This window comes from Paraburkholderia sp. BR10141 (genome assembly GCF_056155635.1).
The window spans coordinates 76,444-98,920 of record NZ_JBMIQH010000015.1 but is presented as its reverse complement, the minus strand read 5'-3'; the positions used below and the strand labels follow the sequence as shown (position 1 = coordinate 98,920).

The 22,477-nt window shown below is 67.0% G+C and carries 17 protein-coding genes and 1 riboswitch; of the genes, 10 read left to right on the top strand and 7 right to left on the bottom strand.

The window, feature by feature from the left end; genetic code table 11:
• Position 1 precedes the first annotated feature (1 nt).
• Positions 2 to 1,795, bottom strand: coding sequence for a thiamine pyrophosphate-requiring protein (locus tag ACOJB8_RS21315; RefSeq protein ID WP_368604670.1), 1,794 nt, complete (start codon positions 1,793 to 1,795; stop codon positions 2 to 4).
• Between the two features lie 255 nt (positions 1,796 to 2,050).
• On the opposite strand from ACOJB8_RS21315, the gene ACOJB8_RS21310 reads away from it, so the two are divergent.
• The 3 genes from ACOJB8_RS21310 to ACOJB8_RS21300 are packed head-to-tail and all read left to right on the top strand — an operon-like array spanning position 2,051 to position 6,384.
• A complete protein-coding gene (locus ACOJB8_RS21310) occupies positions 2,051 to 3,223 on the top strand; it encodes an HlyD family secretion protein (RefSeq protein WP_475014069.1) in 1,173 nt (390 codons plus the stop codon).
• 10 nt (positions 3,224 to 3,233) lie between these two features.
• A complete protein-coding gene (locus ACOJB8_RS21305) occupies positions 3,234 to 4,814 on the top strand; it encodes a DHA2 family efflux MFS transporter permease subunit (RefSeq protein ID WP_475014066.1) in 1,581 nt (526 codons plus the stop codon).
• A 1-nt stretch (position 4,815) separates the two neighbouring features.
• Positions 4,816 to 6,384 (top strand): efflux transporter outer membrane subunit, encoded by a 1,569-nt coding sequence (locus tag ACOJB8_RS21300; protein WP_475014064.1) that lies wholly within the window; start codon positions 4,816 to 4,818, stop codon positions 6,382 to 6,384.
• Here the strand turns inward: ACOJB8_RS21300 and ACOJB8_RS21295 are convergent.
• Together ACOJB8_RS21295 and katE are read right to left on the bottom strand one after the other, a co-directional pair.
• Positions 6,381 to 7,205 (bottom strand): CHAD domain-containing protein, encoded by an 825-nt coding sequence (locus tag ACOJB8_RS21295; protein ID WP_475014062.1) that lies wholly within the window; start codon positions 7,203 to 7,205, stop codon positions 6,381 to 6,383. The two genes, ACOJB8_RS21300 and ACOJB8_RS21295, sit on opposite strands and share 4 nt — an antisense overlap.
• Positions 7,206 to 7,229: 24 nt before the next feature.
• Positions 7,230 to 9,326: a catalase HPII gene (gene katE / locus ACOJB8_RS21290; RefSeq protein WP_475014060.1), complete on the bottom strand. Its 2,097-nt coding sequence runs from the start codon at positions 9,324 to 9,326 to the stop codon at positions 7,230 to 7,232.
• A 171-nt stretch (positions 9,327 to 9,497) separates the two neighbouring features.
• On the opposite strand from katE, the gene ACOJB8_RS21285 reads away from it, so the two are divergent.
• The 5 genes from ACOJB8_RS21285 to ACOJB8_RS21265 all read left to right on the top strand — a co-directional run bounded on the left by ACOJB8_RS21285 (position 9,498) and on the right by ACOJB8_RS21265 (position 15,603).
• A complete protein-coding gene (locus tag ACOJB8_RS21285; RefSeq protein ID WP_342948289.1) occupies positions 9,498 to 10,490 on the top strand; it encodes a cation diffusion facilitator family transporter in 993 nt (330 codons plus the stop codon).
• A gap of 110 nt (positions 10,491 to 10,600) precedes the next feature.
• Positions 10,601 to 11,182, top strand: a complete 582-nt coding sequence (locus ACOJB8_RS21280) for a (2Fe-2S)-binding protein (RefSeq protein WP_069262304.1) — start codon at positions 10,601 to 10,603, stop codon at positions 11,180 to 11,182.
• Positions 11,179 to 12,210: an FAD binding domain-containing protein gene (locus ACOJB8_RS21275; protein WP_069262305.1), complete on the top strand. Its 1,032-nt coding sequence runs from the start codon at positions 11,179 to 11,181 to the stop codon at positions 12,208 to 12,210. The genes ACOJB8_RS21280 and ACOJB8_RS21275 overlap by 4 nt, the downstream gene beginning before the upstream one ends.
• Positions 12,207 to 14,486: a xanthine dehydrogenase family protein molybdopterin-binding subunit gene (locus tag ACOJB8_RS21270; protein WP_475014058.1), complete on the top strand. Its 2,280-nt coding sequence runs from the start codon at positions 12,207 to 12,209 to the stop codon at positions 14,484 to 14,486. Before ACOJB8_RS21275 ends, ACOJB8_RS21270 begins: the two co-directional genes overlap by 4 nt.
• 19 nt (positions 14,487 to 14,505) lie before the next feature.
• Positions 14,506 to 15,603, top strand: coding sequence for an enolase C-terminal domain-like protein (locus ACOJB8_RS21265; protein WP_406951049.1), 1,098 nt, complete (start codon positions 14,506 to 14,508; stop codon positions 15,601 to 15,603).
• Between the two features lie 11 nt (positions 15,604 to 15,614).
• Here the strand turns inward: ACOJB8_RS21265 and ACOJB8_RS21260 are convergent, their stop codons facing one another.
• The 4 genes from ACOJB8_RS21260 to ACOJB8_RS21245 all read right to left on the bottom strand — a co-directional run bounded on the left by ACOJB8_RS21260 (position 15,615) and on the right by ACOJB8_RS21245 (position 19,756).
• Complete coding sequence (locus ACOJB8_RS21260) at positions 15,615 to 16,310, bottom strand: hypothetical protein (protein WP_475014056.1); 696 nt, start codon at positions 16,308 to 16,310, stop codon at positions 15,615 to 15,617.
• Between the two features lie 111 nt (positions 16,311 to 16,421).
• Positions 16,422 to 17,390: an ROK family protein gene (locus tag ACOJB8_RS21255; protein WP_475014054.1), complete on the bottom strand. Its 969-nt coding sequence runs from the start codon at positions 17,388 to 17,390 to the stop codon at positions 16,422 to 16,424.
• A gap of 43 nt (positions 17,391 to 17,433) precedes the next feature.
• On the bottom strand, positions 17,434 to 17,751 hold the full coding sequence (locus ACOJB8_RS21250; RefSeq protein WP_368617392.1) for a hypothetical protein: 318 nt from the start codon (positions 17,749 to 17,751) through the stop codon (positions 17,434 to 17,436).
• 42 nt (positions 17,752 to 17,793) lie between these two features.
• Positions 17,794 to 17,897, bottom strand: a riboswitch (SAM-I-IV-variant riboswitch).
• Positions 17,898 to 18,001: 104 nt separating this feature from the next.
• A complete protein-coding gene (locus ACOJB8_RS21245) occupies positions 18,002 to 19,756 on the bottom strand; it encodes an IlvD/Edd family dehydratase (RefSeq protein ID WP_475014052.1) in 1,755 nt (584 codons plus the stop codon).
• Between the two features lie 223 nt (positions 19,757 to 19,979).
• Here ACOJB8_RS21245 and zwf point away from each other — a divergent pair, with 223 nt between their 5' ends.
• Positions 19,980 to 21,614, top strand: a complete 1,635-nt coding sequence (gene zwf, locus ACOJB8_RS21240) for a glucose-6-phosphate dehydrogenase (protein WP_368617390.1) — start codon at positions 19,980 to 19,982, stop codon at positions 21,612 to 21,614.
• A gap of 22 nt (positions 21,615 to 21,636) precedes the next feature.
• Positions 21,637 to 22,476: an ROK family protein gene (locus tag ACOJB8_RS21235; protein ID WP_083245078.1), complete on the top strand. Its 840-nt coding sequence runs from the start codon at positions 21,637 to 21,639 to the stop codon at positions 22,474 to 22,476.
• Position 22,477: the final 1 nt, after the last annotated feature.

Below are 22,477 nucleotides of genomic sequence, written 5' to 3'. Positions count from 1 at the left end.
ATCACTTCTTGCCCGGAATGACGCTCGCCATCACCTGGCGCGCCGTGTTCGCAATCACGCCGCCCTCGTCCGGGTCGCCTTCCATGAGCGCGCGCGCGAAATGGCGCGCCTGCTCGATCGTCACGTGCGGCGGCAGCGGCGGCACGTCGGGATCGGTCTTCACTTCGAGCACCACGGGGCGCGGCGATGCGAGCGCCTGGTCCCAGGCGTCGCCCAGCTGCTCCGCGTTGTCCACGTAGATGCCCGTGAGCCCCACCAGTTCCGCAAAACGGTGATACGGCACATTGGGAATGTCCTGCGAGGCTTCGAATTTCGCGTCGCCCTGCATCACGCGCTGCTCCCAGGTCACCTGATTCAGGTCCTCGTTGTTGAACACGCAACAGATCCAGCGCGGGCTCGCCCATTGGCGCCAGTACTTCGCCACGGTCACGAGTTCGGCCATGTTGTTCATCTGCATGGCGCCGTCGCCCACGAGCGCGATCACGGGCCGTTCGGGATGCGCGAACTTCGCCGCGATGGCATAGGGAACGGCCGCCCCCATCGAGGCGAGACCGCCCGACAGCGAACACATCATGCCGCGCCGGATCTTGAGGTCGCGCGCATACCAGTTCGCGCACGAACCCGAGTCGCTCGTGACGATCGCGCCATCGGGCAGACGCGGCGACAGCTCGGTCACCACGCGCTGCGGGTTCACCTTGCCGCTCGTCGCCGCGTGCGCGCGATCCTCGAGTACGCGCTGCCAGCGCTCGCCAGCATGGATGAGGCGGTTGCGCCAGCTCCCGGCGTTCTTCTGCTCGAGCAGCGGCAAGAGCGCGCGCAGCGTGGCCGCGCTGTCGCCCACGAGGCTCACCTCCATCGGATAGCGCACGCTGAGCATGCCCGCGTCGATGTCGATCTGCACCGCGCGCGCGTCGCCTTCCTTCGGCAGGAATTCCGAATACGGGAAGCCGGAGCCAATCATCAGCAAGGTGTCGCAAGAGGACATCATCTCGTCGGTCGGCTTGGTGCCGAGCAGGCCGATGCTGCCCGTCACCCAGGGAATGTCGTCGGGCACCACGGCTTTGCCGAGCAACGCTTTGGCAACGCCCGCGTGCAGGCGCTCGGCCACGGCGAGCACCTCGTCGCCGGCGTGCATCGCGCCCGCGCCGACGAGTATCGCCACCCGGTGGCCCGCGTTGAGCACCTCGGCCGCGTGCTTGAGGTCGGCCTCGCGCGGCACCACTTCGGGTGCGCTATAGCCCACGCCGGAATGCGCCGTGCCGTGCTTGCGCGCGGGCGGCTCATATTCGAGTTCCTGCAAGTCGTTGGGCAGCACCATGGCCGTGACCGTGCGCCGCGAGAGTGCGATGCGCACTGCGCGGTCCACCACGTGGCGTACCTGCGCAGGCACGCTGGGCTGCTGCACGTAGGCGCCCGCGACGTCCTTGAACATCGAGACGAGGTCGAGTTCCTGCTGATAATGCGCGCCGAGCGCGGCGCGCGCCTGCTGGCCCGCAATGGCCAGCACGGGCATGTGGTCGAGCCGCGCGTCATAGAGCCCCGTGAGCAGGTGCGCCGCGCCCGGCCCCGACGTGGCAATGCACACGCCCAACTCGCCCGTGAACTTGGCGTGGGCGCTCGCCATGAAGGCGGCCATTTCCTCGTGGCGCGCCTGCACGAATTCGATCTTGCCCTGCGCGCGCTGCAGCGCGCCGAACATGCCGTTGATGCCGTCGCCGGGATAGCCGTAGATGCGTCGCACGCCCCATTCGTGCAGCCGCTCGATGATGAAGTCGCTCACCGTAGTCGTCGCCATGTGCCGTTCTCCTTACGGATAGTCCGAGTCGTTTGCCGTGTTGGCGTCACCCGCGCAAACGCCGAACCTGGCGCCGGGTGAGACTGGCGGCTTTTGCGCCTCGACGCGCGTCTTTTTTCGTTCGACACCCTCTGCATAGGCATAGCGATTGCTGCCTGCAGGGAGTTGCCCTTTTCGCGCAAATCGAATCCACCGGGAGCCGCATGAAAGCCTTCCCCCATTCAGCCGATTTCAACGGTGAGCCAGGAGCCGCGCATGGCTGAGCAAGAAGGCTCGGGCGGCGTGGGCGCCTGGTCGCGCGCACACCGGGGCAAAGCGCGCCGCACGGATGCCGAAAAATCGAAAAACGGTGCGAACCGCAGTGAGAAGAATGACAATCAGGGCCGCAAGCGACCCGGCAAGAAGCCGCTCATCGTGATCGGCATCGTGCTGCTCGTGATCGCCATTGGCGCGCTTGTCTGGTGGTTCGTCACGCGCGACGAGGTCAGCACCGACGACGCCTATACCGACGGCAACGCCATCACCATCGCCCCGAAGGTATCGGGCTATGTGACGCAACTCAACGTCGACGACAACGTCTACGTGCACAAGGGCGACCTGATGGTCGAGATCGACCGGCGCGACTACGCGGCCCAGGTCGACCAGGCGCGCGCGCAACTCGGCCTCGCGAAGGCCCAGTTGCTTTCCGCGCAAGCGCAGCTCGACATCGCGCGCGTGCAGTACCCCGCGCAGTACGACCAGGCGCGGGCGCAGATCGAAACAGCCAGCGCGAACTACGCGCGCGCGCAGGCCGACTACGAACGCCAGCACGGCGTCGATCCCCGCGCAACCACGCAACAGAACATCGACACGGCCAACGACCAGCAGCGCGTGTCGCATGCCGGCGTCATGAGCGCCCGTGCCCAACTGAAGACGGCGAGCCTCGTGCCGCAGCAGATCCGCCAGGCCGTGGCCGCCGTGGAGGCGCGCCGCGAAGAGGTGGCGCAGGCCGAGGCGCAGCTCGACACGGCGGAACTGAACCTCGCCTGGTGCGACATGCGCGCGCCCTCCGATGGCTGGGTCACGCGCCGCAATGTGCAGTACGGCACGTTCTTGCAGGCGGGCACGTCGCTTTTTTCCATCGTCACGCCGCAAATGTGGATCACCGCCAATTTCAAGGAGTCCCAACTCACGCGCATGCGCCCGGGCGACAAGGTCAAGATCAGCGTGGACGCCTACCCGAAGCTCGAATTACGCGGCCACGTGGATAGCATCCAGCTCGGCAGCGGCTCGCGCTTTTCGGCGTTCCCCGCCGAGAACGCGACGGGCAATTTCGTCAAGATCGTGCAGCGCGTGCCGGTGAAGATCGTGATCGACAGCGGCTTGCCGGGGAACCGGCCGCTGCCGCTGGGGCTTTCGGTCGAGCCTACGGTGTATCTGGCGGACTGAGGGCGCGGCCATGAGCGATTCGCAGAGCAACTGGCGCCCCGCCGGCAACCCCTTGCTCATCGCGATCGCGGTCACGCTCGCCGCGTTCATGGAAGTGCTCGACACGACCATCGTGAACGTCGCGCTGCCCCATATCGCCGGCACGATGTCGGCGAGCTACGACGAGGCCACCTGGGTGCTGACGTCCTACCTCGTCGCCAATGGCATCGTGCTGCCCATCTCGGCGTTCTTCGCCCGCGTGCTCGGCCGCAAGCGCTATTTCATGCTCTGCATCGTCGCGTTCACGGTGTGCTCGTTCCTGTGCGGCGTCGCCACGAGCCTCGGCCAGCTCGTGATCTTCCGCGTGGCGCAAGGCTTCTTTGGCGGCGGCCTGCAGCCGAACCAGCAGTCCATCATCCTCGACACCTTCGAACCCAGCCAGCGCGGCCGCGCGTTTTCGATCTCCGCCGTCGCCATCGTCGTCGCCCCTGTGCTCGGCCCGACGCTGGGCGGCTGGATCACCGACCACGTCTCATGGCGCTGGGTCTTCCTGCTCAACGTGCCGGTCGGCATTCTCACGACCCTCGCCGTGTTCCAGCTCGTGGAAGACCCGCCATGGGTCAAACGCGAGACACACCAACGCATGAACTGGCGCACGGTCGACTTCTGGGGCATCGGGCTCATCGCCCTGGGTCTCGGCTGCCTGCAGGTCGCGCTCGATCGCGGCGAGGACGACGACTGGTTCTCGTCGCCGTTCATCGTCACCTTCGCCGTGCTCGCGGTGCTCGGCATCGTGGGCGCAACCTTGCGCCTCATCTACGCGAAGCATCCCGTCGTGGATCTGCGCTGCCTGCGCGACCGCAATTTCGCGCTGGGCTGCTGCATGATCGCTGCGTTCGCCGCCGTGCTCTATGGCAGCGCCGTGATCATTCCGCAACTCGCACAGCAGCAGCTCGGCTACACCGCCACCCTCGCGGGCCTCGTGCTGTCACCGGGCGCGCTGCTCATTACGATGGAGATTCCCATCGTCAGCCGGTTGATGCCGCATATCCAGACGCGCATGCTCATCCTGACCGGCTTCATCATGCTCACCATGGCGCTCATCTACGCGCGCACGCTCACGCCCGATATCGACTACCTCACGCTCGTGAAGCTGCGCAGCGCGCAGTCGCTCGCCATCGGATTCCTGTTCGTGCCTGTCACGACGCTCGCTTACCTGACCGTGCCGAAGGAGCTCAATAACGACGCCTCCGCACTGTTCACCATGTTCCGCAACGTGGCCGGCTCGATCGGCATTTCGGTCTCCACCGCGTTGATTCGCGAGCGCTCGCAGGCATGGATGGCGCATCTTTCGGCACATATGTCGCCGTTCTCGCAGAACTACCAGGACACACTCGCGCGCGAGGCGCAAACGGTCATGCAAAGCACCGGAGCGCCGCTCGCGCACGCCATGCAGACGGCGAACGGCCATCTCTACGAGACCTTCGTTTCGCAGGCCACCATCCTTGCCTATATCGACGTATTTGGCATACTCGCCTGCTTCTGCGCGGTGTTCGCGCCGCTCGCGCTGTTGTTCTCGCCCTCGAAAGCGGCGGGTTCAGGAGGCCATTGACATGCGAGCGCTCGCCGTCATTCTCGCCGCTTCACTGTGTGCCTGCACCGTAGGCCCCGACTTCCAGCCGCCGCAGGCCAACGCGCCCGCAGACTGGCATGCGACGCAACGCACGGCGAACGGACCGGGCGGCGTATCGACGCCCACCGTCGAATCGAATCCCGATCCGCAGTGGTGGCGCGGCTTCGGCGACCCCGCGCTCGACGCCCTGATCGAGCGCGCATTGAGCGACAACCCCGATCTGCAGATCGCGGTCGTGCGCATCGCGCAAGCACGCGAACGAACCCAGCAGGCCGCCGCACAAGGTCTGCCGAACGTGCGCGCGAGCGCGAGCTACAAGCGCGAACAATTGGGCGCGAAGGGCCTGCTCGAATCGGCGGGCGTCTACAACAAGGTCGATGCGCTCGGCGCGCCCAACTCGCCCATCAACCAGATCGCGCCGGGTGCGGGCCCAGGCGTGGAGCGCGGCGCGCAAAGCGCGCTCGACCGGCTCACCGCGCCCGTGGACCTGTGGCAAGCGGGCTTCGACGCGTCATGGGAACTCGACCTCTTCGGGCGCGTGCGACGCTCGGTCGAAGCCGCAAATGCGCAGGCCGATGTCGCGCTCGAGTCGCAACGCGATGCGCAGGTCTCGCTGGAAGCCGAAGTGGCCGAGACCTACCTGCAGCTGCGCGGCGCCCAGATGCTGCACGCGACGGCCCAGAACCTCGTCGCCGAGCAGCGCGAGACCGAGGACCTCGCGCGCAGCGCCGCGATGCACGGCCTCGAAAGCGAACTCGACGTCGCGCGCGCGCACGCCGAGCGTACGCAAACCGAGGCGCTGCTGCCGCAATACGATCAGCAGATCGCGCAGTCGCTCAACGCGCTCGCGGTGCTCGTAGGCGAAGCGCCGGGCGCGCTCGACACCGAACTCACGCCGCCCGGCATACTGCCCGGCACGCCGCCCGCAGTGCCGGTCGGGCTGCCCGCCACGCTCGCGCGCCGGCGCCCCGACATCCGCCGCGCCGAAGCTTCGCTGCACGCGGCCACGGCCAACGTGGGCGTGGCCGTGGCGCAGTTCTATCCGGACATCTCGCTCACCGGGCAGGTCGGCACGCGCGCGACCTCGCCGCACGATCTCACGCACTGGGCGAACCTTTTCTGGTCATGGGGGCCGAGCGTATCGCTGCCCGTCTTCCAGGGCGGCGCGCTCGTGTCGAACTTGCGGCTGTCGAAGCTCCAGCAGGTCGAAGCCGCGCTCGATTACCGCAAAACCGTGCTCGATGCGCTGCGCGACGTGAACAACGCGCTCGATGTGTATCGCACCGATCAGACGCGCCTCGTCTCGCTCGACGAGAGCGCGGCAGCCCAGCGCCACGCGTTCGATCTCGCACGCGAGAGCTATCGCAAGGGCATTGTCTCGTTCATCGACGTGCTCGATGCGCAGCGCCAACTGAGCAGCGCCGAGCAGAACGCGCAGCAGGAGCAACTGCAGGTATGCACCGACCTCGTGGCGTTGTACAAGGCGCTGGGCGGCGGGTGGGAGCAAGCGGGGCCGATCGCCTCGTCCGCACCTTCACCGCCGCGCTAATCGAGCAGCTTTGCCGCCATTCGCCGGCGCTTCTTGCGTTCGCGACGCAGCGTCGCGAGCGCGGCATCAGCCTTCGCACCGTCCGGGAAGATCTCGCGATGTTGGGCGAGCAGGTTTTCGCTCGCGACCGCATCGTTTAGCTTCCCGAAACGATCCTGTAGTTTCTTGAGCGACTTCATACCCCGGTTTTCGCGGCGCGGCAGTATCGATCCGAAGAACTCGAGCAGATAGCGCAGGCGCTTCGCCCCCTTGCGCACCTCGTGCCACGAGGCGTAATCGCGGCGTTTTGCGCTGCGCGCTCGCCGCATGCGCTTAGCCAGCGACCGGCGCGCCGCTCGCACGCGTTCGCGCGCGAGGCGCTTGAGCGGCGTGCGGCGCGGCGACGTGTTCAACGCCCGGTTCACCTCATGCAGCATGTCGCGCAGCGCGTGCTTGAGATCGGCGGCAGAGAGCGTCTGCCGGGCGTGCTCGCGCGCCGCTTGTCGTACCGGCGCAAGGTGCCCGTTCGCGAGTGCGCCGCCGTCCGTGCCGAGCAGCGCGACGGCAATATCCCAATCGCGCACCTCGCCCGCGGCCGACGCCGCACGCTTGAGAAACGCCCGCTGCGGCTCGATGCTCGCGCGCCCGAGCAGCGGCCGCCACGCCCACAACAGCGTGCGCAGCCGCCGCAACGCGACGCGCAGCTGGTGCATCGTTTCCGGCTCGGTGTCGAGCGCGGTGACACGCGCAAGCGCTTCCCTCACCAGCGGCTGCGCATAGCGCGAGAACTGCGATTGCGCGTCGCTGCGCGCGTTCTTCGATCGTGTAGCCGGCTTGTCCATTTGCTTGTGCCCTCCCGTTGACGCTCACGCCGGCACCGCCAGCGTCTGCGCCACGCGCGACCATACGCGATGCTGCCCTGCCGCTTCGATGAATTCCTTGAGCACGCGCTCGAGTTCGGCTTCATCGCCGTTCGCGACGCCGTCCGCGTGATCGGGCAACTGCGCGGCGGAAAGCACGAGCCGCCCGGTATCGAGCGCGCCGATCGCCTTCAGATGCTTGAACGCTTCGAGCACGAAATGACGCGCATCGCCCGACTGCGTCAATGCCTCCGTGGCCTTTTCGCCGCCGGGGACGAACACCGCGTCGAACATGACCGAGGGCATGCCGGTGATAGTCGCATCGGGCGCGAGATCGCCGATCGGCGCGAGCGTGGGCGCGATGACGAGCGCCGTTGCGCCCTCCAGCGCAAAGGCATCGCGCAGCCGCGTGAGCATGGCGGGGTCCGCGCCGGGCGCGGTGAGCAAGGCGATCTTGCGCGCCTTGATGCCGGGCTGCACGCGGTTGAGCAGGCTGAGCGCGGGCGAACTGGCCGTGCGCGGCTTGCCTGGTTTGGCGCCGGCTTTTGGTTTCGGCAAGCCGAGCGCTTGCGCCACGCTCGCAGCGAGGTCCGCGTCGATGTTCGCGAGAATGGCGTTGACCTGGCGTTCGCGTATTTCGGGCTTCGTGACCTTGCCCAGTTCGAAGGTATAGGCGGCCTTGATATGGTCCTTCTCCGGCTCCGACATGCTGTGGTAGAACATCGTGGCCTGCGAGAAGTGGTCCGCGAACGACTCGCTGCGCACGCGTATCTTCACGCCGTCCATGCGTTCCTGGTAGCTTTCGAAGCCGCCGTCCTTCGGCTGCGTTTCCTTCGGCCACCCGCCGCTCACCGAATTCGGTTCGTACGAAGCCTGGCCGACGTTGAGGGTTTGCCGGTGCATCGCATCGCGCTGATTGTTCTGGTACGGGCAAACCGGCCGGTTGATCGGAATCTCGTGAAAGTTCGGGCCGCCAAGACGGCTGATCTGCGTATCGGTATAGGAGAACAAACGCCCTTGCAGCAACGGGTCGTTCGTGAAATCGATGCCCGGCACGATATGGCCCGGATGGAACGCGACCTGCTCCGTTTCCGCAAAGAAGTTGTCCGGATTGCGGTTGAGCGTCATCTTGCCGATGATCTTCACCGGCACCTCTTCTTCGGGCACGAGCTTGGTCGGGTCGAGCAGATCGAAATCGAAGCTGTGTTCGTCGCTCTCCTCGATGACCTGCACGCCCAGTTCGAACTCGGGATAGTCGCCGCGCTCGATCGCCTCCCACAAGTCGCGCCGATGAAAGTCGGGGTCCTTGCCAGCGATCTTCTGCGCTTCGTCCCACAGCAGCGAGTACGAGCCCAGCACGGGCCGCCAGTGCCACTTGATGAAGCGCGCGTGGCCCTTGGCATTGACGAAGCGAAACGTATGCACTCCGAACCCTTCCATGGTGCGCAGGCTGCGCGGGATCGCGCGGTCGGACATGGCCCAGATGACCGTGTGCGCGCTTTCCGGCACGAGCGAGACGAAGTCCCAGAACGTATCGTGGGCGGTGCCGCCCGTGGGCATTTCGTCGGGGGCCTCGGGCTTCACCGCATGCACGAAGTCGGGGAACTTGATCGCGTCCTGAATGAAGAACACGGGCACGTTGTTCCCCACCAGATCGAAATTGCCCTCGTCTGTGTAGAACTTGGTGGCGAAGCCGCGTATGTCGCGCACGGTGTCCGACGAGCCGCGCGGCCCCTGCACTGTCGAAAATCGCACGTAGACAGGCGTTTCCTTGGCGGGGTCCTGCAAAAAGCCCGCGCGCGTGAGTTCGGCTTGCGACTCGTATACACGAAAAACCCCATGCGCAGCGGAACCGCGCGCGTGAACGATGCGCTCGGGAATCCGTTCGTGGTCGAAGTGCGTGATCTTCTCGCGCATGATGAAGTCTTCGAGCAGCGAAGGGCCGCGCGCACCTGCACGCAAGGTGTTCTGGTTATCGGCGATCTTCACGCCCTGGTTGGTGCGCAGCGCCTCGCCGTCCGCATGCGCGCGAAACGATTCGAGGCTCTGCGATTTCGCGTCGGTGGGCTGATGCTTGCCTTGAGGGCTTTTGTGTTTTGTCATGGGGTGGCTCCTGGTGAGTGTTCCGAATGGCTCGCCACAAGGTGAAGGCGAGCGACAACATCATCCGGAGCGCAAGCGATGTGCCCTCGCAATCGCGCCGGCGCACGCGCGCAGGGGGCATGCGATTTGCGCACCCGCAATAAGGGGGGAACGGGAGCGCACGATGGCTGCATGGACCAAGACGATAGACGTTGCGGCGCGCGACATCCCGGGGTTCTGATGGAGCGCGGCGCGACTGGGCAGGCCAGCGTGAAGGTCCCGCGCGCCGTCTACTACGCGCTCGCGTCCAACGTCGTGGTGGCGCTGTGCAAGTTCGCCGCCGCGGCCTACACGAATTCGGGCGCCACGCTTGCCGAGGCCGCGCACTCCAGCGCCGACTGCCTGAATCAGTTTTTGCTCATCGCGGGCCGGCGCGCGGCTCGCAACAGGCCCGACGAACAGCATCCGCTTGGCTTTGGCCGCGAGACGCACTTCTACGCCATGCTCGTCGCGCTGCAGTTTTTCTTCGTGGGCGGCCTGCTTTCGATGGCCATCGGTGCATGGCGGCTCTGGCATCACAGCGGCGTCGATCATGTGCAGATCGCCCTGGGCGTGCTGGCCGTTGCGGCGCTCGCCGAGGGCACCGCGTTGCGCGCATCGATCCGTTCCGTCGACCGGCGGCGCCGCGCGGGCGGTCTATGGCGCTGGTTTCGCGAAACCGGCGAACTGGAGAACATGCTCTCGATCGGCGAGGACGCCGCGGCGCTCGCAAGCCTCGTCGTCTCGATTGCCGGCACGGGGCTGGCCGCCCTCACCGGCTGGCCGGGCTTCGACGCGCTCGGCAGCATCGGCGTGGGCGGCGTGATGATGGCGGCGGCCGTGTTCGCGCTTCGCGAGATCAAGTCGCTGATCGTGGGCGAAGCGGCGCGCGCGAGCGTGCGCCGGGACATGCGCGCGTGGCTCGAAGCGCGCCCCGAGATCGGCCGCGTGGTCAGCCTCGTCGTGCTGCGCTGGTCGGACAGCCTGCTCGTAGCAGTCCAGGCCGAACTCGCCGAGCGCTGCGACGCCGTCGAGCTGGTGCGCATCATCGACCGTGTCGAAAACGCCTTGCAGGCGGCGTTTCCTGCGGCGCGCTGGGTGTTTTTCGAGCCCGAGTTGCCGGAACACGGTGAGCATCCGCTATAGGTTCGAGGGCGCCATCGGGCCCCGCACGCACCCGAACCACCAGGCAAGCGCATTGCGCATTGCATGATCGCGACCATTCCAGCCCAACCCGCCCTGATAACGAGGCCGTTATGCACACAGCCACCCGCAACCCCGCGCCGCGCGCACACGACGCAAAGGCGAGGCACGATGACACGCATCTTCGCAGCGAAGCCGTGCCGATCGAACTCACGATCAACGGCGCGCACCACGCGCTGCACGTGGAACCGTGGACCAGCCTGCTCGACCTGCTGCGCGAGCAGCTTCATCTCACCGGCACGAAGAAAGGTTGCGATCACGGCCAATGCGGCGCGTGCACGGTGCTCGTGAACGGCGTGCGCATCAACGCGTGTCTCGCGCTCGCCGTGTCGCACGACGGCGCGGACGTCACGACGATCGAGGGACTCGCGCAAGACGGCGCGCTGCACCCCGTCCAGCAGGCCTTCATCGACCACGATGCGTTTCAGTGCGGCTACTGCACGCCGGGCCAGATCTGCTCGGCCGTGGGGCTGCTCGCCGAAGGCCACGCGCATTGCCGCGACGACGTGCGCGAGCAAATGAGCGGCAATCTTTGCCGCTGCGGGGCATACGTGAACATCGCGAACGCCGTGGAAGGCGTGCGCCGCGCGCAGGACCTCGCCGGCGGCGAAGAGGACGAAGGAGACGCACCATGAACCGCTTCTCGTACGCTCGCGCGAAGAGCGTGGACGACGCCGTGCGGCTGCACTACGCCACCCCCGGCGCCGAATTCCTCGCCGGTGGCACGAATCTCGTCGATCTGATGCGTGAGGATGTCATGCGCCCCGCCGCGATCATCGACATCACACGGCTGCCGCTGCGCGACATCGAGGCGACGCAGGACGGCGGCTTGCGCATTGGCGCGCTCGCCACCAATAGCGCGCTGGCATGGGACGCGCGCGTGATCGAGCGCTATCCGCTGCTCGCGCAGGCGCTGCTCGCCGGGGCGTCCGCGCAGATCCGCAACGCGGCGACCGTGGGCGGCAATCTGCTCCAGCGCACGCGCTGCCTCTACTTCTACGATCCCGCCACGTGCTGCAACAAGCGCGCGCCGGGCACCGGCTGCGCCGCGCTGGACGGCGTCAACCGCATGCACGCGATCTTCGGCGCGAGCGAACACTGCATCGCCACGCATCCATCGGACATGTGCGTCGCGCTCGAAGCGCTCGACGCCACGCTGCACGTGGCGGGCCGGCGCGGCACGCGCACGCTGCCCTTCGACAGCCTGCACCGCCTGCCCGGTCACACACCGCACCGCGAAACGACGCTCGCCGACGAGGAACTCATCACCGCCGTCGAATTGCCGCGCGAGGGCTATGCGCAGCACTTCACGTATCTGAAGCTGCGCGATCGCCAGTCGTATGCGTTCGCGCTCGTTTCGGTCGCGCTCGGCGTGCGCGTGGAGGACGGCACGATGCGCGCGCTAGGCTGCGCGCTGGGCGGCGTCGCGCACAAGCCCTGGCGGGATCGCGAAGCGGAACAGCGTCTGATCGGCCGCGCTGTCGACGATACACGCGCCATCGAACGCTACGCCGACGCCGTGGTCGCGCACGCCGACCCGCGTCCCGGCAATGCGTTCAAGGTGGATCTCGCGCGACGTGCGATCGTGCGCGCATTCGAACAGGCGCTGGCGCCCCGAGCCGAGGGCGACGGCGCAGAAGACTCCGGGGAGGAATCAGCATGAGTACCGCCTATGAAGCTCGCCGCGACGCGAACCCGGTCGCACGCATCGGCGCGCCGCTCTCGCGCGTGGATGGCCGCAGCAAGGTCACGGGCGCCGCGCGCTACGCCGCCGAGTTCACGGCCACAGGGCTCGTGCACGGCGCGGTCGTCAACGCCACCATCGCGCGCGGCAAGATCGTCGCCATCGACGCGTCCGCGGCGCTCGCGCTGCCAGGCGTGCTGCACGTGCTCACGCACGAGAACCGCCCCACGCTCGCCGAAGACGACGCGGCCTGGAAGGATCAGATCGCACCGGGCGGCAAGCCGTTTCGCCCGCTCGCCGACACGCACGTCGCCTTCGCGGGCCAGCCCGTCGCGCTTGTGGTGGCACAGACGCCCGAACTCGCGCACTACGCGGCTTCGCTCGTGCGCGTGCGTTATCGCAGCGAGGCGCATCAGACCGAACTGGCCCGCGCCCTGGAGCATGCGGTCGACCCCTCCACCGAGAAGGGCGGCTTCGAGCCGCCGCCGGCACCGCGCGGCCACGCGTACCGGGCGCTCGCGCGCGCCCCCGCCCGCACCGACGCGTTTTACAGCATACCCGCGGAGTTTCATCAGCCTATGGAGATGCACGGCTGCACCGTCGTGCCTTCCGCCGACGGGCGTTACATCGTCTACGAAAAGACTCAAGGCGTGAGCAATACTCAGCAGTACCTGATGAAGGTCTTCGGCCTGTCTCAGGACCGCGTACGCGTGATTTCGCCGTTCGTGGGCGGCGCGTTTGGCTCCGGCCTGCGGCCGCAATACCATCTGCCGCTGGCGATGATGGCGGCGCGCGTGCTGCGCCTGCCCGTGCGGGTGGCGCTCACGCGCGCGCAGATGTTCACCTTCGGACACCGGCCCGCCTCGATCCAGCACGTTGCGCTTGCCGCGCAACGCGATGGCCGCCTCGAAGCGATCATCCACGAAGCCGTGGGAGAAACCTCGCAGTTCGAGGACTTCACCGACGTGGTCGTCAACTGGTCGGGCCGGCTGTATCGCGCGCCGCACGTCCAGCTCGGCTACAAGCTGGGGCGGCTCGACGTGTACACGCCGCTCGATATGCGTGCGCCAGGCGCCGCGCAAGGTCTCTACGCGCTCGAATGCGCCATGGACGAACTGGCCGTCGCGCTGGACATGGACCCGCTCGAACTGCGCATCCGCAACTACGCCGACGAGGACGCGAACAAGCAGTTGCCGTATTCGAGCAAGGCGCTGCTCGACTGCTACGCGCAAGGCGCCGAGCGTTTTGGCTGGGGCGCGCGCATTGCGACACCGCGCGCCATGCGCGAGGGCCACGAACTGGTGGGCTATGGCATGGCCACGGGCATGTGGGAGGCATTGCAGACCGAAGCGACCGTGCGCGCCGTCCTCAACGCGCAAGGGCGGCTCGAACTCGCCAGCGCCACGGCCGATATCGGCACCGGCACCTACACCGCCATTTCGCAGATCGCCGCCGACGCGCTGCACATGGCCATCGACGATGTCGAGTTCACGCTCGGCGACACATCGCTACCGCCCGCGCCGATCGAAGGCGGCTCGTGGACCGTGGCTTCCGTGGGCAGCGCCGCATCGCTCGCCTGCACGCAGCTGCGCTCGCGCCTCGCACAACTGTTGCCCGCGCACGGCGGCGTGGCGTTCGCCAATCTCGACCCCGGCATGCTGGACGAAGCGCTCGTGATCGAACGCGGTGAGGTGAGGTTGAGCGAGAGCGCCGGCCGGCCCGAAACGCGCGCCCGCATTGCCGACGTTCTCGCCGACGCGGGCATGAAAACGCTCGAAGCGCAGGTCACACTGAAGCCCGAGGCGCTCCAGAAGCAGTATTCCATGGCGACGCATTCAGCCGTGTTCGCCGAAGTGCGCGTGGACGAAGCGCTCGGCATGGTGCGCGTGGCGCGCTTGGTGAGCGCCGTTGCGGCGGGCCGCATCGTCAACCCGAAGACGGCCGCGAACCAGATCGCCGGGGGCGTGGTATGGGGCATCGGTATGGCGTTGCACGAAGAAGCGCAGTTCGACCATACGCTCGGGCGCATCATGAATCACAACCTCGCGGAATATCACGTGCCGGTGAATCGCGACATCGGCGAGATCGACGTGCTGTTCGTGGACGAGCACGACGACGTGGTGAACCCACTCGGCGCGAAGGGGGTGGGCGAGATTGGCGTGGTGGGCGTGGCCGCCGCCGTGGCGAACGCGATCTACAACGCCACGGGCAAGCGCGTGCGCGATCTGCCGATCACGCTCGACAAGCTGCTGTGAGGCACACGCGCGAGACATCATGAATGCCACCCGATTGACGCGCCTCGAAGCGCGCGCCTATACGATCCCCACCGACCTGCCCGAAGCGGACGGCACCATCGCCTGGCGTTCCACCACGCTCGTGCTGGTTGAAATCGATGCGCTCGGCTTCACCGGCGTGGGCTATACCTATGCGCATGCGGGCGCCACAGCGCTCGTGGAGAGCGTGCTCGGCGACGCCGTGCGCCAGCACGACCTCTTCGACACCGCGCGCATCAACCTCGAAATGCAGCGGGCCGTGCGCAACATCGGCCGGCCGGGCCTCGCGGCCTGCGCAATATCGGCCGTCGATGCCGCGCTCTGGGACCTCAAGGCGAAGGCGCTCGGCATCCCGCTGTGCGCGCTGCTCGGCATGCAGCGCGAGCGCGTGCCGGTGTACGGCAGCGGCGGCTTCACGAGCTACGACCTGAAAACGCTCACGAAGCAGTTGCGCGGCTGGGTCGAGAACGACGGCTGCGCGTGGGTCAAGATGAAAGTCGGCTCGCACCCGGCCGACGATCCGGCGCGCGTGGCGGCGGCGCGCGAGGCGATAGGCAGCACGGCGGGCCTGTTCGTCGACGCCAACGGCGCCTATGAGATCGAGGAGGCGCAGCGGCTCGCGCAATGCTTCGCGCAAGAGGACGTGCAGTGGTTCGAAGAGCCGCTTTCTTCGGACGACCGCCGCGGCCTCGCCGCGCTGCGCGCCGCCCTGCCCGCGCGCATGGCGCTCGCCGCGGGCGAATACGGCTATACGGCAGACGACTTCCGCGCGCTGCTGGAAACCCACGCCGTAGATGTGCTGCAGGCCGACGCCACGCGCTGCTGCGGCATCACCGGCTTTCTGCAGGCCGACGCGCTGTGCGATGCGTGGCATACGCCGCTCTCGGCGCATTGCGCGCCGGCGCTGCATCTGCATGTGGCATGCTCGGCGCGGCGCCTCGTGCATATCGAATGGTTTCACGATCACGCGCGCATCGAGGGCATGCTGTTCGAGGGCGCGCCGCGCCTGCACGCCGGACATATCGCGCCCGACCTCGCGCGCCACGGCCATGGCCTGACGTTCCGGCACGCCGACGCCGAACGCTACGCGGTGCGCTGACGCGCCGTCATTCAACTGTCAGGTGGCCGCGCGGGCACCTGCTGCCAGCCGCCTGGGCAGGTCCGCACGTACGGGTAGTAGGTCTGTGACGCGACGCAGTAGTACCAGACGCCGTAGGGCGCCTCGCCGCCTTGGCCGCCCTGGCCGGTTTGCTCGCCTTGCCCGTACTGCTCGTTTTGATCGTACATATTGGCGCCGCCGTACTGGGGCTCTGCCTGGTACTGAGCCTGGCCCTGGCCTTGTTCGATCCACTGCGTGGGCTGCGAGAAGTCGCCGGAAACGTAGGGGTAGTAGACGCTCGCGACGTACGGCGGATAGTAGTACGGATAGAACGGATAGCCGTAGATGAAGCCGGGGCCGAAGTAGAAGCCGACGCTCGCCGATCCGCAGCAGCCATACCAGCCGTGATAGCGGCCGCCGTGATACCAGCCGTAGCCGTGGTAGTAGCCGCCATGGTAGTAGCCGCCGTGGTAGTAACCGCCGTGATACCAGGCGCCGCCGTTATAGCCACCGTGGTAGCCGCCGCTCCAGCCGCTGCTGTGATTCGCGCCGCCGTAGCCGCCGCCTCCCCAGCCGCCGCCGCCACCGCCGCCCCAGCCACCGCCGCCGCCATGCACCCAACCGCCGCCTCGACCCGCGCTTGCCCCGGCGCTGATGCATAGCGCCACGAGCACGAGCAGGAGTCTGCACAATTCACGCGCTTTCATGATGCTTACCCCGGTAGCCGCTGACCGAAACGCTGACCGATAGCCGTCTGGCTTCATAGATTAGTTTAGGCGTCGGAAGCCCATTTTTCCTGTGCGGGCGAACACGGCGCGCTACGGCTCGCGCCAGTCGTCCTGCCGCGCGATGATGGCCGCACCGATGAGTCCGCCGTCCTGCCGGAACGCGCCCGGAACGACGACGCGTTCGCGAAACCGCCGCAGCGTGCGCTTGCGCACGGCCGCGTCCAGCGCGTCGATCAATGGGGCCACATTTGAAAGGCCGCCGCAAACCGGGACGACTGAAGCGCCCGTGATGTTGACCACGGCCGCGAGCGGCTCCGATACCAGCGCGAGCCACGCGCAAACGGTGCGCCTCGCGCGCTCGCCGCCTTGCTGCCAGTCGTCGAGAAGGGTGTGGCTGTCTTTCTGCTCGTCGTTCAGGAGTGCGTGGAGCCGTTCCAGACCGCGTGCCGCGCCGATGGTGTCGACGCAGCCCACTCGCCCGCAGCCGCAACGCAATGCCATCACGGGCTCCGCGTGGCCCATGCCGTCGAAGTCGACGTGCGTGCTGACCGGCAGCCCGTGGCCCCACTCTCCCGCTATGCCGCTCGCGCCGCCCACCACGCGGCCGCCCACGACCAGCCCGCCGCCGACACCCGAGCCGAGGACCACGCCGAACACGACATCGTGGCCGGCACCCGCGCCCTCGACGGCCTCGGCCAACGCGAGGCAGTCCGCGTCGTTTGCAATGCGTATGCGCCGCTTGAGCCGGGAGGACAACTCCGCGCCGAGCACGCGGCCCGAGACACATGGGACGTTGGACGCGCAAATCACGCCGCTTGCGGGATCGATCGCGCCTGCCATCGAGATGACGAGAGGCGAGCGGGTCTCGCCAATATGCCGGGCCGCCAGGGCTTCGAGGGTCGCGCCGAACGCCTCCCAACTGTCGACGGGGGTCGGCACGCTTTCGACGAGGCGCACGCTGCGCGGACGGTCCGATACACCGAGCCTGATGTAGGAGCCGCCGATGTCCGCGACAAAGACGCGTGGGTGTTGCCCTTGTTCAACGCTGGTGTCTGGCACCCTGGCTCCTCGTTAAGTGCATCGGCGACGCCGGCCTTTGGTTTCAGCGGGCGCGCACGAAATGATGCTCTATCTTCGCGCGCAACACGCCGTCGACGGCCGCGAGCCGTTCGCGCAGCCGGGCCGCCCGGCGTTCGGTCATGTCGCCAAATACGATTTTTTGCTCGAGCACGTCGCCGAAGCGGGTCACGGCCCATCGGTCGACGACCACCTGTTCGCCGTCGAGCACGCCAGCGGCGGTCGACACGACGCCGAGATCCAGACCGGACACCAGATGCACGGTGTGAGTGAGCGTGAAACCGGGGAGGCAGTGCGACAGGTCTTCACAGACGGTCGAAGAGGAGGAGATATCTTGATGCATGGTGGCTCCGGATGAAAGTTGATCGAACCGGTGCCAGCCAGGCTGTTCCCGTTTCGTTGCCGTGAATCGGCCGCATCGCCTCGAGGGCTTCCACCTTGCCCGGGAGGGCAGGTTGGCGTCGGTCAGTCCGACTCTGGATGCTTTGCTGCTGCGTGGTGTTTCTTGTTCGATATTCCGAACGAGCTTTCATTATACCGAAATCAGGACGCCGGGCAAGAAGTGCGGCCACCCGGCTCTCCCGGCCCGCAAGCTACTTCCTGGGCACTGCGCCACGCGATTCGACCGCCCTGAGGAAATCGAAATCGGCGCCCTTGTCTGCCTGGGTCACGGTGTCGAGAAAGAGCTTGTGATAACCGCGGCTTGCCGTGGGCGCAGTCACCGGGTTCGCCTGCGCCCGGCGCCGCAGTTCTTCGTCGTCCACGAGCAGCGTAATCTCGCGGTTGGCCACGCTCAAGCGGATGCGGTCGCCGTTACGGACCTGCGCTAGCGGGCCGCCGATGGCGGCTTCCGGCGTGACGTGCAGCACGATGGTTCCGAATGCCGTGCCGCTCATGCGTCCGTCCGAAATCCGCACCATGTCCTTCACCCCGGCCCGCGCCAGCTTCTTCGGGATCGGGATATAGCCGGCCTCGGGCATGCCCGGCGCGCCTTTGGGTCCGATGCGTTTGAGGACGATCACGTCGTCGGCGTGGACGTCGAGATCGTCGGAGTCGATGCGGTTCGCCATATCGGTCGCGTCCTCGAACACCACCGCGCGGCCCTCGTGCTCCATGAGCGCCGCCGAGGCGGCCGATTGCTTGATGACCGCGCCACCCGGCGCGAGATTGCCGCGCAACACGGCCAAGCCGCCCTGCGGGTAAATGGGCGCGGTGAGCGGCTTCACCACGTCCTGCGCGAAGCGCGGCCCGGCGCGCTCCATCTCCTCTCCGAGGGTGCGGCCGGTCACGGTCATGGCGTCGAGATGCAGCAAGGGCTTCAGTTCATGGAGCAGCGTGGCCATACCGCCCGCCCGATGAAAATCTTCCATGTAGTGCTCGCCGGACGGCTTCAGGTTGAGCAGCACCGGCGTTTCGCGGCCCATACGGTCCACGGCGTCCAGATCGATGTCGAAGCCCATGCGCCCGGCAATCGCTGCGAGATGCACGATGCCGTTGGTCGACCCGCCGATGGCCAGCAGCACCCGCAAGCCGTTTTCGAACGACTCGGCGCTGAGCACCTGGTCGATGGTGAGCCGCCGTCGCGCCATCTCCACGACTTGCGCGCCGGTCTGCTCGGCCACGCGCATGCGGTCCGAGCTCACCGCTGGAGGCGAGGCCCCGCCCGGCATCGTCATGCCCATGGCTTCCGCCACGCAAGCCATCGTGCTGGCCGTGCCCATGACGGCACAGGTGCCGACGCTCGGCACGAGGCGGTCGTTCACCTCGGCGATCTCGTCCGCCGTGACTTCGCCCGCGCGAAACTTGCCCCAGTAGCGGCGGCAATCCGTACACGCGCCGACGCGCTCGCCGCGATGCGCGCCCGTCATCATCGACCCGGTAACGAGCTGAATGGCCGGAATGCCCGCCGACGCCGCGCCCATCAACTGGGCGGGCACCGTCTTGTCACAGCCGCCGATGAGCACGACCGCATCCATGGGCTGCGCGCGAATCATCTCCTCCGTATCCATCGACATGAGGTTGCGCATGAACATGCTGGTTGGCTGCGAAAAGCTTTCGTGGATGGAAATGGTCGGGAATTCCATCGGCAAGCCGCCCGCCAGCAGAATGCCGCGCTTGAGCGCCTCGAGAAGCTGAGGCGCGTTGCCATGGCACGGGTTGTACGCGCTGCCCGTGTTCGTGATGCCGATGACGGGTCGCGCCAGCGCGTCGTCGGTATATCCGGCGCCCTTGATGAAGGCCTTGCGAAGGAACAGCGAGAAGTCGGTGTCGCCGTAGTTCGTGAGTCCGCCGCGCATGCCCTGCGGATCATGGGGATCTTTTTCGTCGGGGGAGTGCTTATCGGACATAGCCACCATCCTCGGGTCGGTTCAATCAGCCTGGTCGAAGTTGCCGCCGCCGGTAAGGGTACTGCGAATTGCGCAATCAGCGCGGGGGAGAACGGCGTGACATGAGTGCCCACGATATTACAAAACGCCTTCGATGGCGGAATGAACTCAATGCGCGCAAACTCGGTCAGTCAAGGAACCGGACTTGCTCGCTGTATTCATTTCGGCCCACTGAAGCGAAATCATGTCGACGAAACCGACTCACCCCGCGACCCAGCCCCACGCTTCCAACGAAGCTTCCCGCGCGGCCCCCAGCGCGAAAGTGCCTGCGCATCCGCACGGCGCACCGGCCGCGCCCGCCTCGCCCGTTGGCAAGCATCCCGCACCGCCCTGCACGCTCGTGATCTTCGGCGCGGGCGGCGATCTGACCAAGCGCCTTTTGATGCCGGCGCTCTACAACCTCGCCGTCGACCGCCTGCTCGACGACGGCATGAAGATCATCGGCGTGAATCATGGCGAGCGCGAAACGAAGGCGTGGGTCGACGATCTGCACGCCGCGCTGGAGAAATTCGCCGCCGACAAGGCGAGTACCTTCCACGCCGGCAAGCTCGACGACGAGGCGTGGGACTGGGTCGCGCAGCGGCTCACCTACATGGCAGGCGAATTCGAGGACGACAGCGCGTTCGAGCGCCTCGCGCAGCAGCTGAACGGCAAGTCGCGCGGCAACGTCGTGTTCTACCTCGCCGTGGGCGCGCGCTTCTTCAAGCCGATTATCGAGCGTCTCGGCAAGGCGGGGCTGCTCGACGAGGGCAACGACAGCAACGGCGCGTTCCGCCGCATCGTGATCGAAAAGCCCTTCGGCGCCGATCTCGCTTCGGCGCGCGACTTGAACGAGCATGTGCTGCGCTTCGCGAGCGAATCGCAGGTCTATCGCATCGACCACTTCCTCGGCAAGGACACGGTGCAGAGCATACTCGCGCTGCGCTTCGCCAACGCCATGTTCGAGCCCGTCTGGCGGCGCGAGTACATCGACAGCGTGCAGATCACGGCTTCGGAAGTGATCGGCGTGGAAGGCCGCGGCAAGTTCTACGAGCAGACCGGCGCGTTTCGCGACATGGTGCCCAATCACCTGTTTCAGCTGCTCGGCATGGTCGCCATGGAGCCGCCCAACTCGTTCGACGCCGAAGCCGTGCGCAACAAGAAGGCCGACATCTTCGATGCGCTCAAGCCGCTCACGCCCGACGACGTGGTGTTCGGTCAATACGCGAAGGGCCCGGCGGGCGTGGGCTACCGCGAAGAACCGGACGTGGCGCAGGACAGCCGCACCGAAACCTATGCCGCCGCGCGCGTGCAGATCGACAACTGGCGCTGGGCGGGCGTGCCGTTCTATCTGCGTACCGGCAAGCGCCTCGCCGCGCGGCGCACGGAGATTTCGGTGCAGCTGAAGAGCGTGCCGTTTCTGCTCTTTCGCGACACGCCGGTCGATACGCTCACGCCCAACGTGCTGACGCTGCGCATCGATCCGTCGCATGGCACGAGCTTCGACTTCAACGTGAAGACGCCGGGGCCAGTCGTGCAGATCGGCCCGGTGCATTCGTCGTTCGACTACGACGACTTCTTCGCGGAGCGTGCCAATGTCGGCTACGAAACCCTGCTCTACGATTGCATGCTCGGCGACCAGACGCTCTTTCAACGCGCCGATGGCATTGAGGCGGCATGGTCGACGGTGGATGGCGTATTGCACCCGGAACTCGACGCCGCGCTTCCCGTGTACGAGTACGCCGCGGGCAGCGAAGGCCCGGCGCAGGCGGATGCACTGCTCGCGCGCGACGGCCGCGCGTGGCGCACCCTCGCGCCGGCGCCGGCGAAGAAGACGTGAACCAGACAGCCAAGGAGAACGTATGACCAAAATCGAAAAAGCGGTGAAGAAAAGCGCTGTGAAAAGCGCGGTAAGTGCAACGCACACCTCGAACGACATCGAAAATATTCTCGCGATCGACGTTGGCGGAACGGGCCTGAAGGCCGCGATCATCGACGCGAGCGGCGCAATGCGCACGCAGCGCGTGCGCGTGGCGACACCGCATCCGTGCCCGCCCGCCTTGCTGGTCGAAACGCTCGCGACGCTCGTCGGCCCGCTGCTCAAGCAGTATCCGGCGACCCACGTTTCGATCGGCTTTCCTGGTGTCGTGCGCAACAATCATGTGATCACGGCGCCGCATCTCGGCCCCGACGACTGGAACGACGTGCCGCTCGCGCAGATGCTCGGCGAGCGCCTGGGCATTGCGTCGGTGCGCATGATCAACGACGCGGAAATGCAGGGCCTCGCCGCGATCGAAGGGCAAGGCCTCGAATTCGTGATGACGCTCGGCACGGGGGTAGGCACGGCCATGTTCCGTGATGGCGAACTGATGCCGCACCTCGAACTCGCGCATCATCCGGTCAGCCGGAAGCGCGCCTACGACGAGTACATCGGCGACGCCGCGCGCAGCAAGGCGGGGAACAAGCGCTGGAACGCGCGCGTCGAGAAGATCATCGGCATACTCGACTCGCTCGTGCACTACGACAAGCTCTGGATAGGCGGCGGCAACGCGGCGCGCCTCACGTTCGATCTGCCGCCGAACGTGGCCACCGTGCCGAACGACCGCGGCATCGAAGGCGGCGCGCGCCTGTGGCATCCGCGTTCGGTGCGCGAAACACGGCAGTTGCCCGCGGCCACGCAGCGCGCAGGCAAATTCCGCTAGC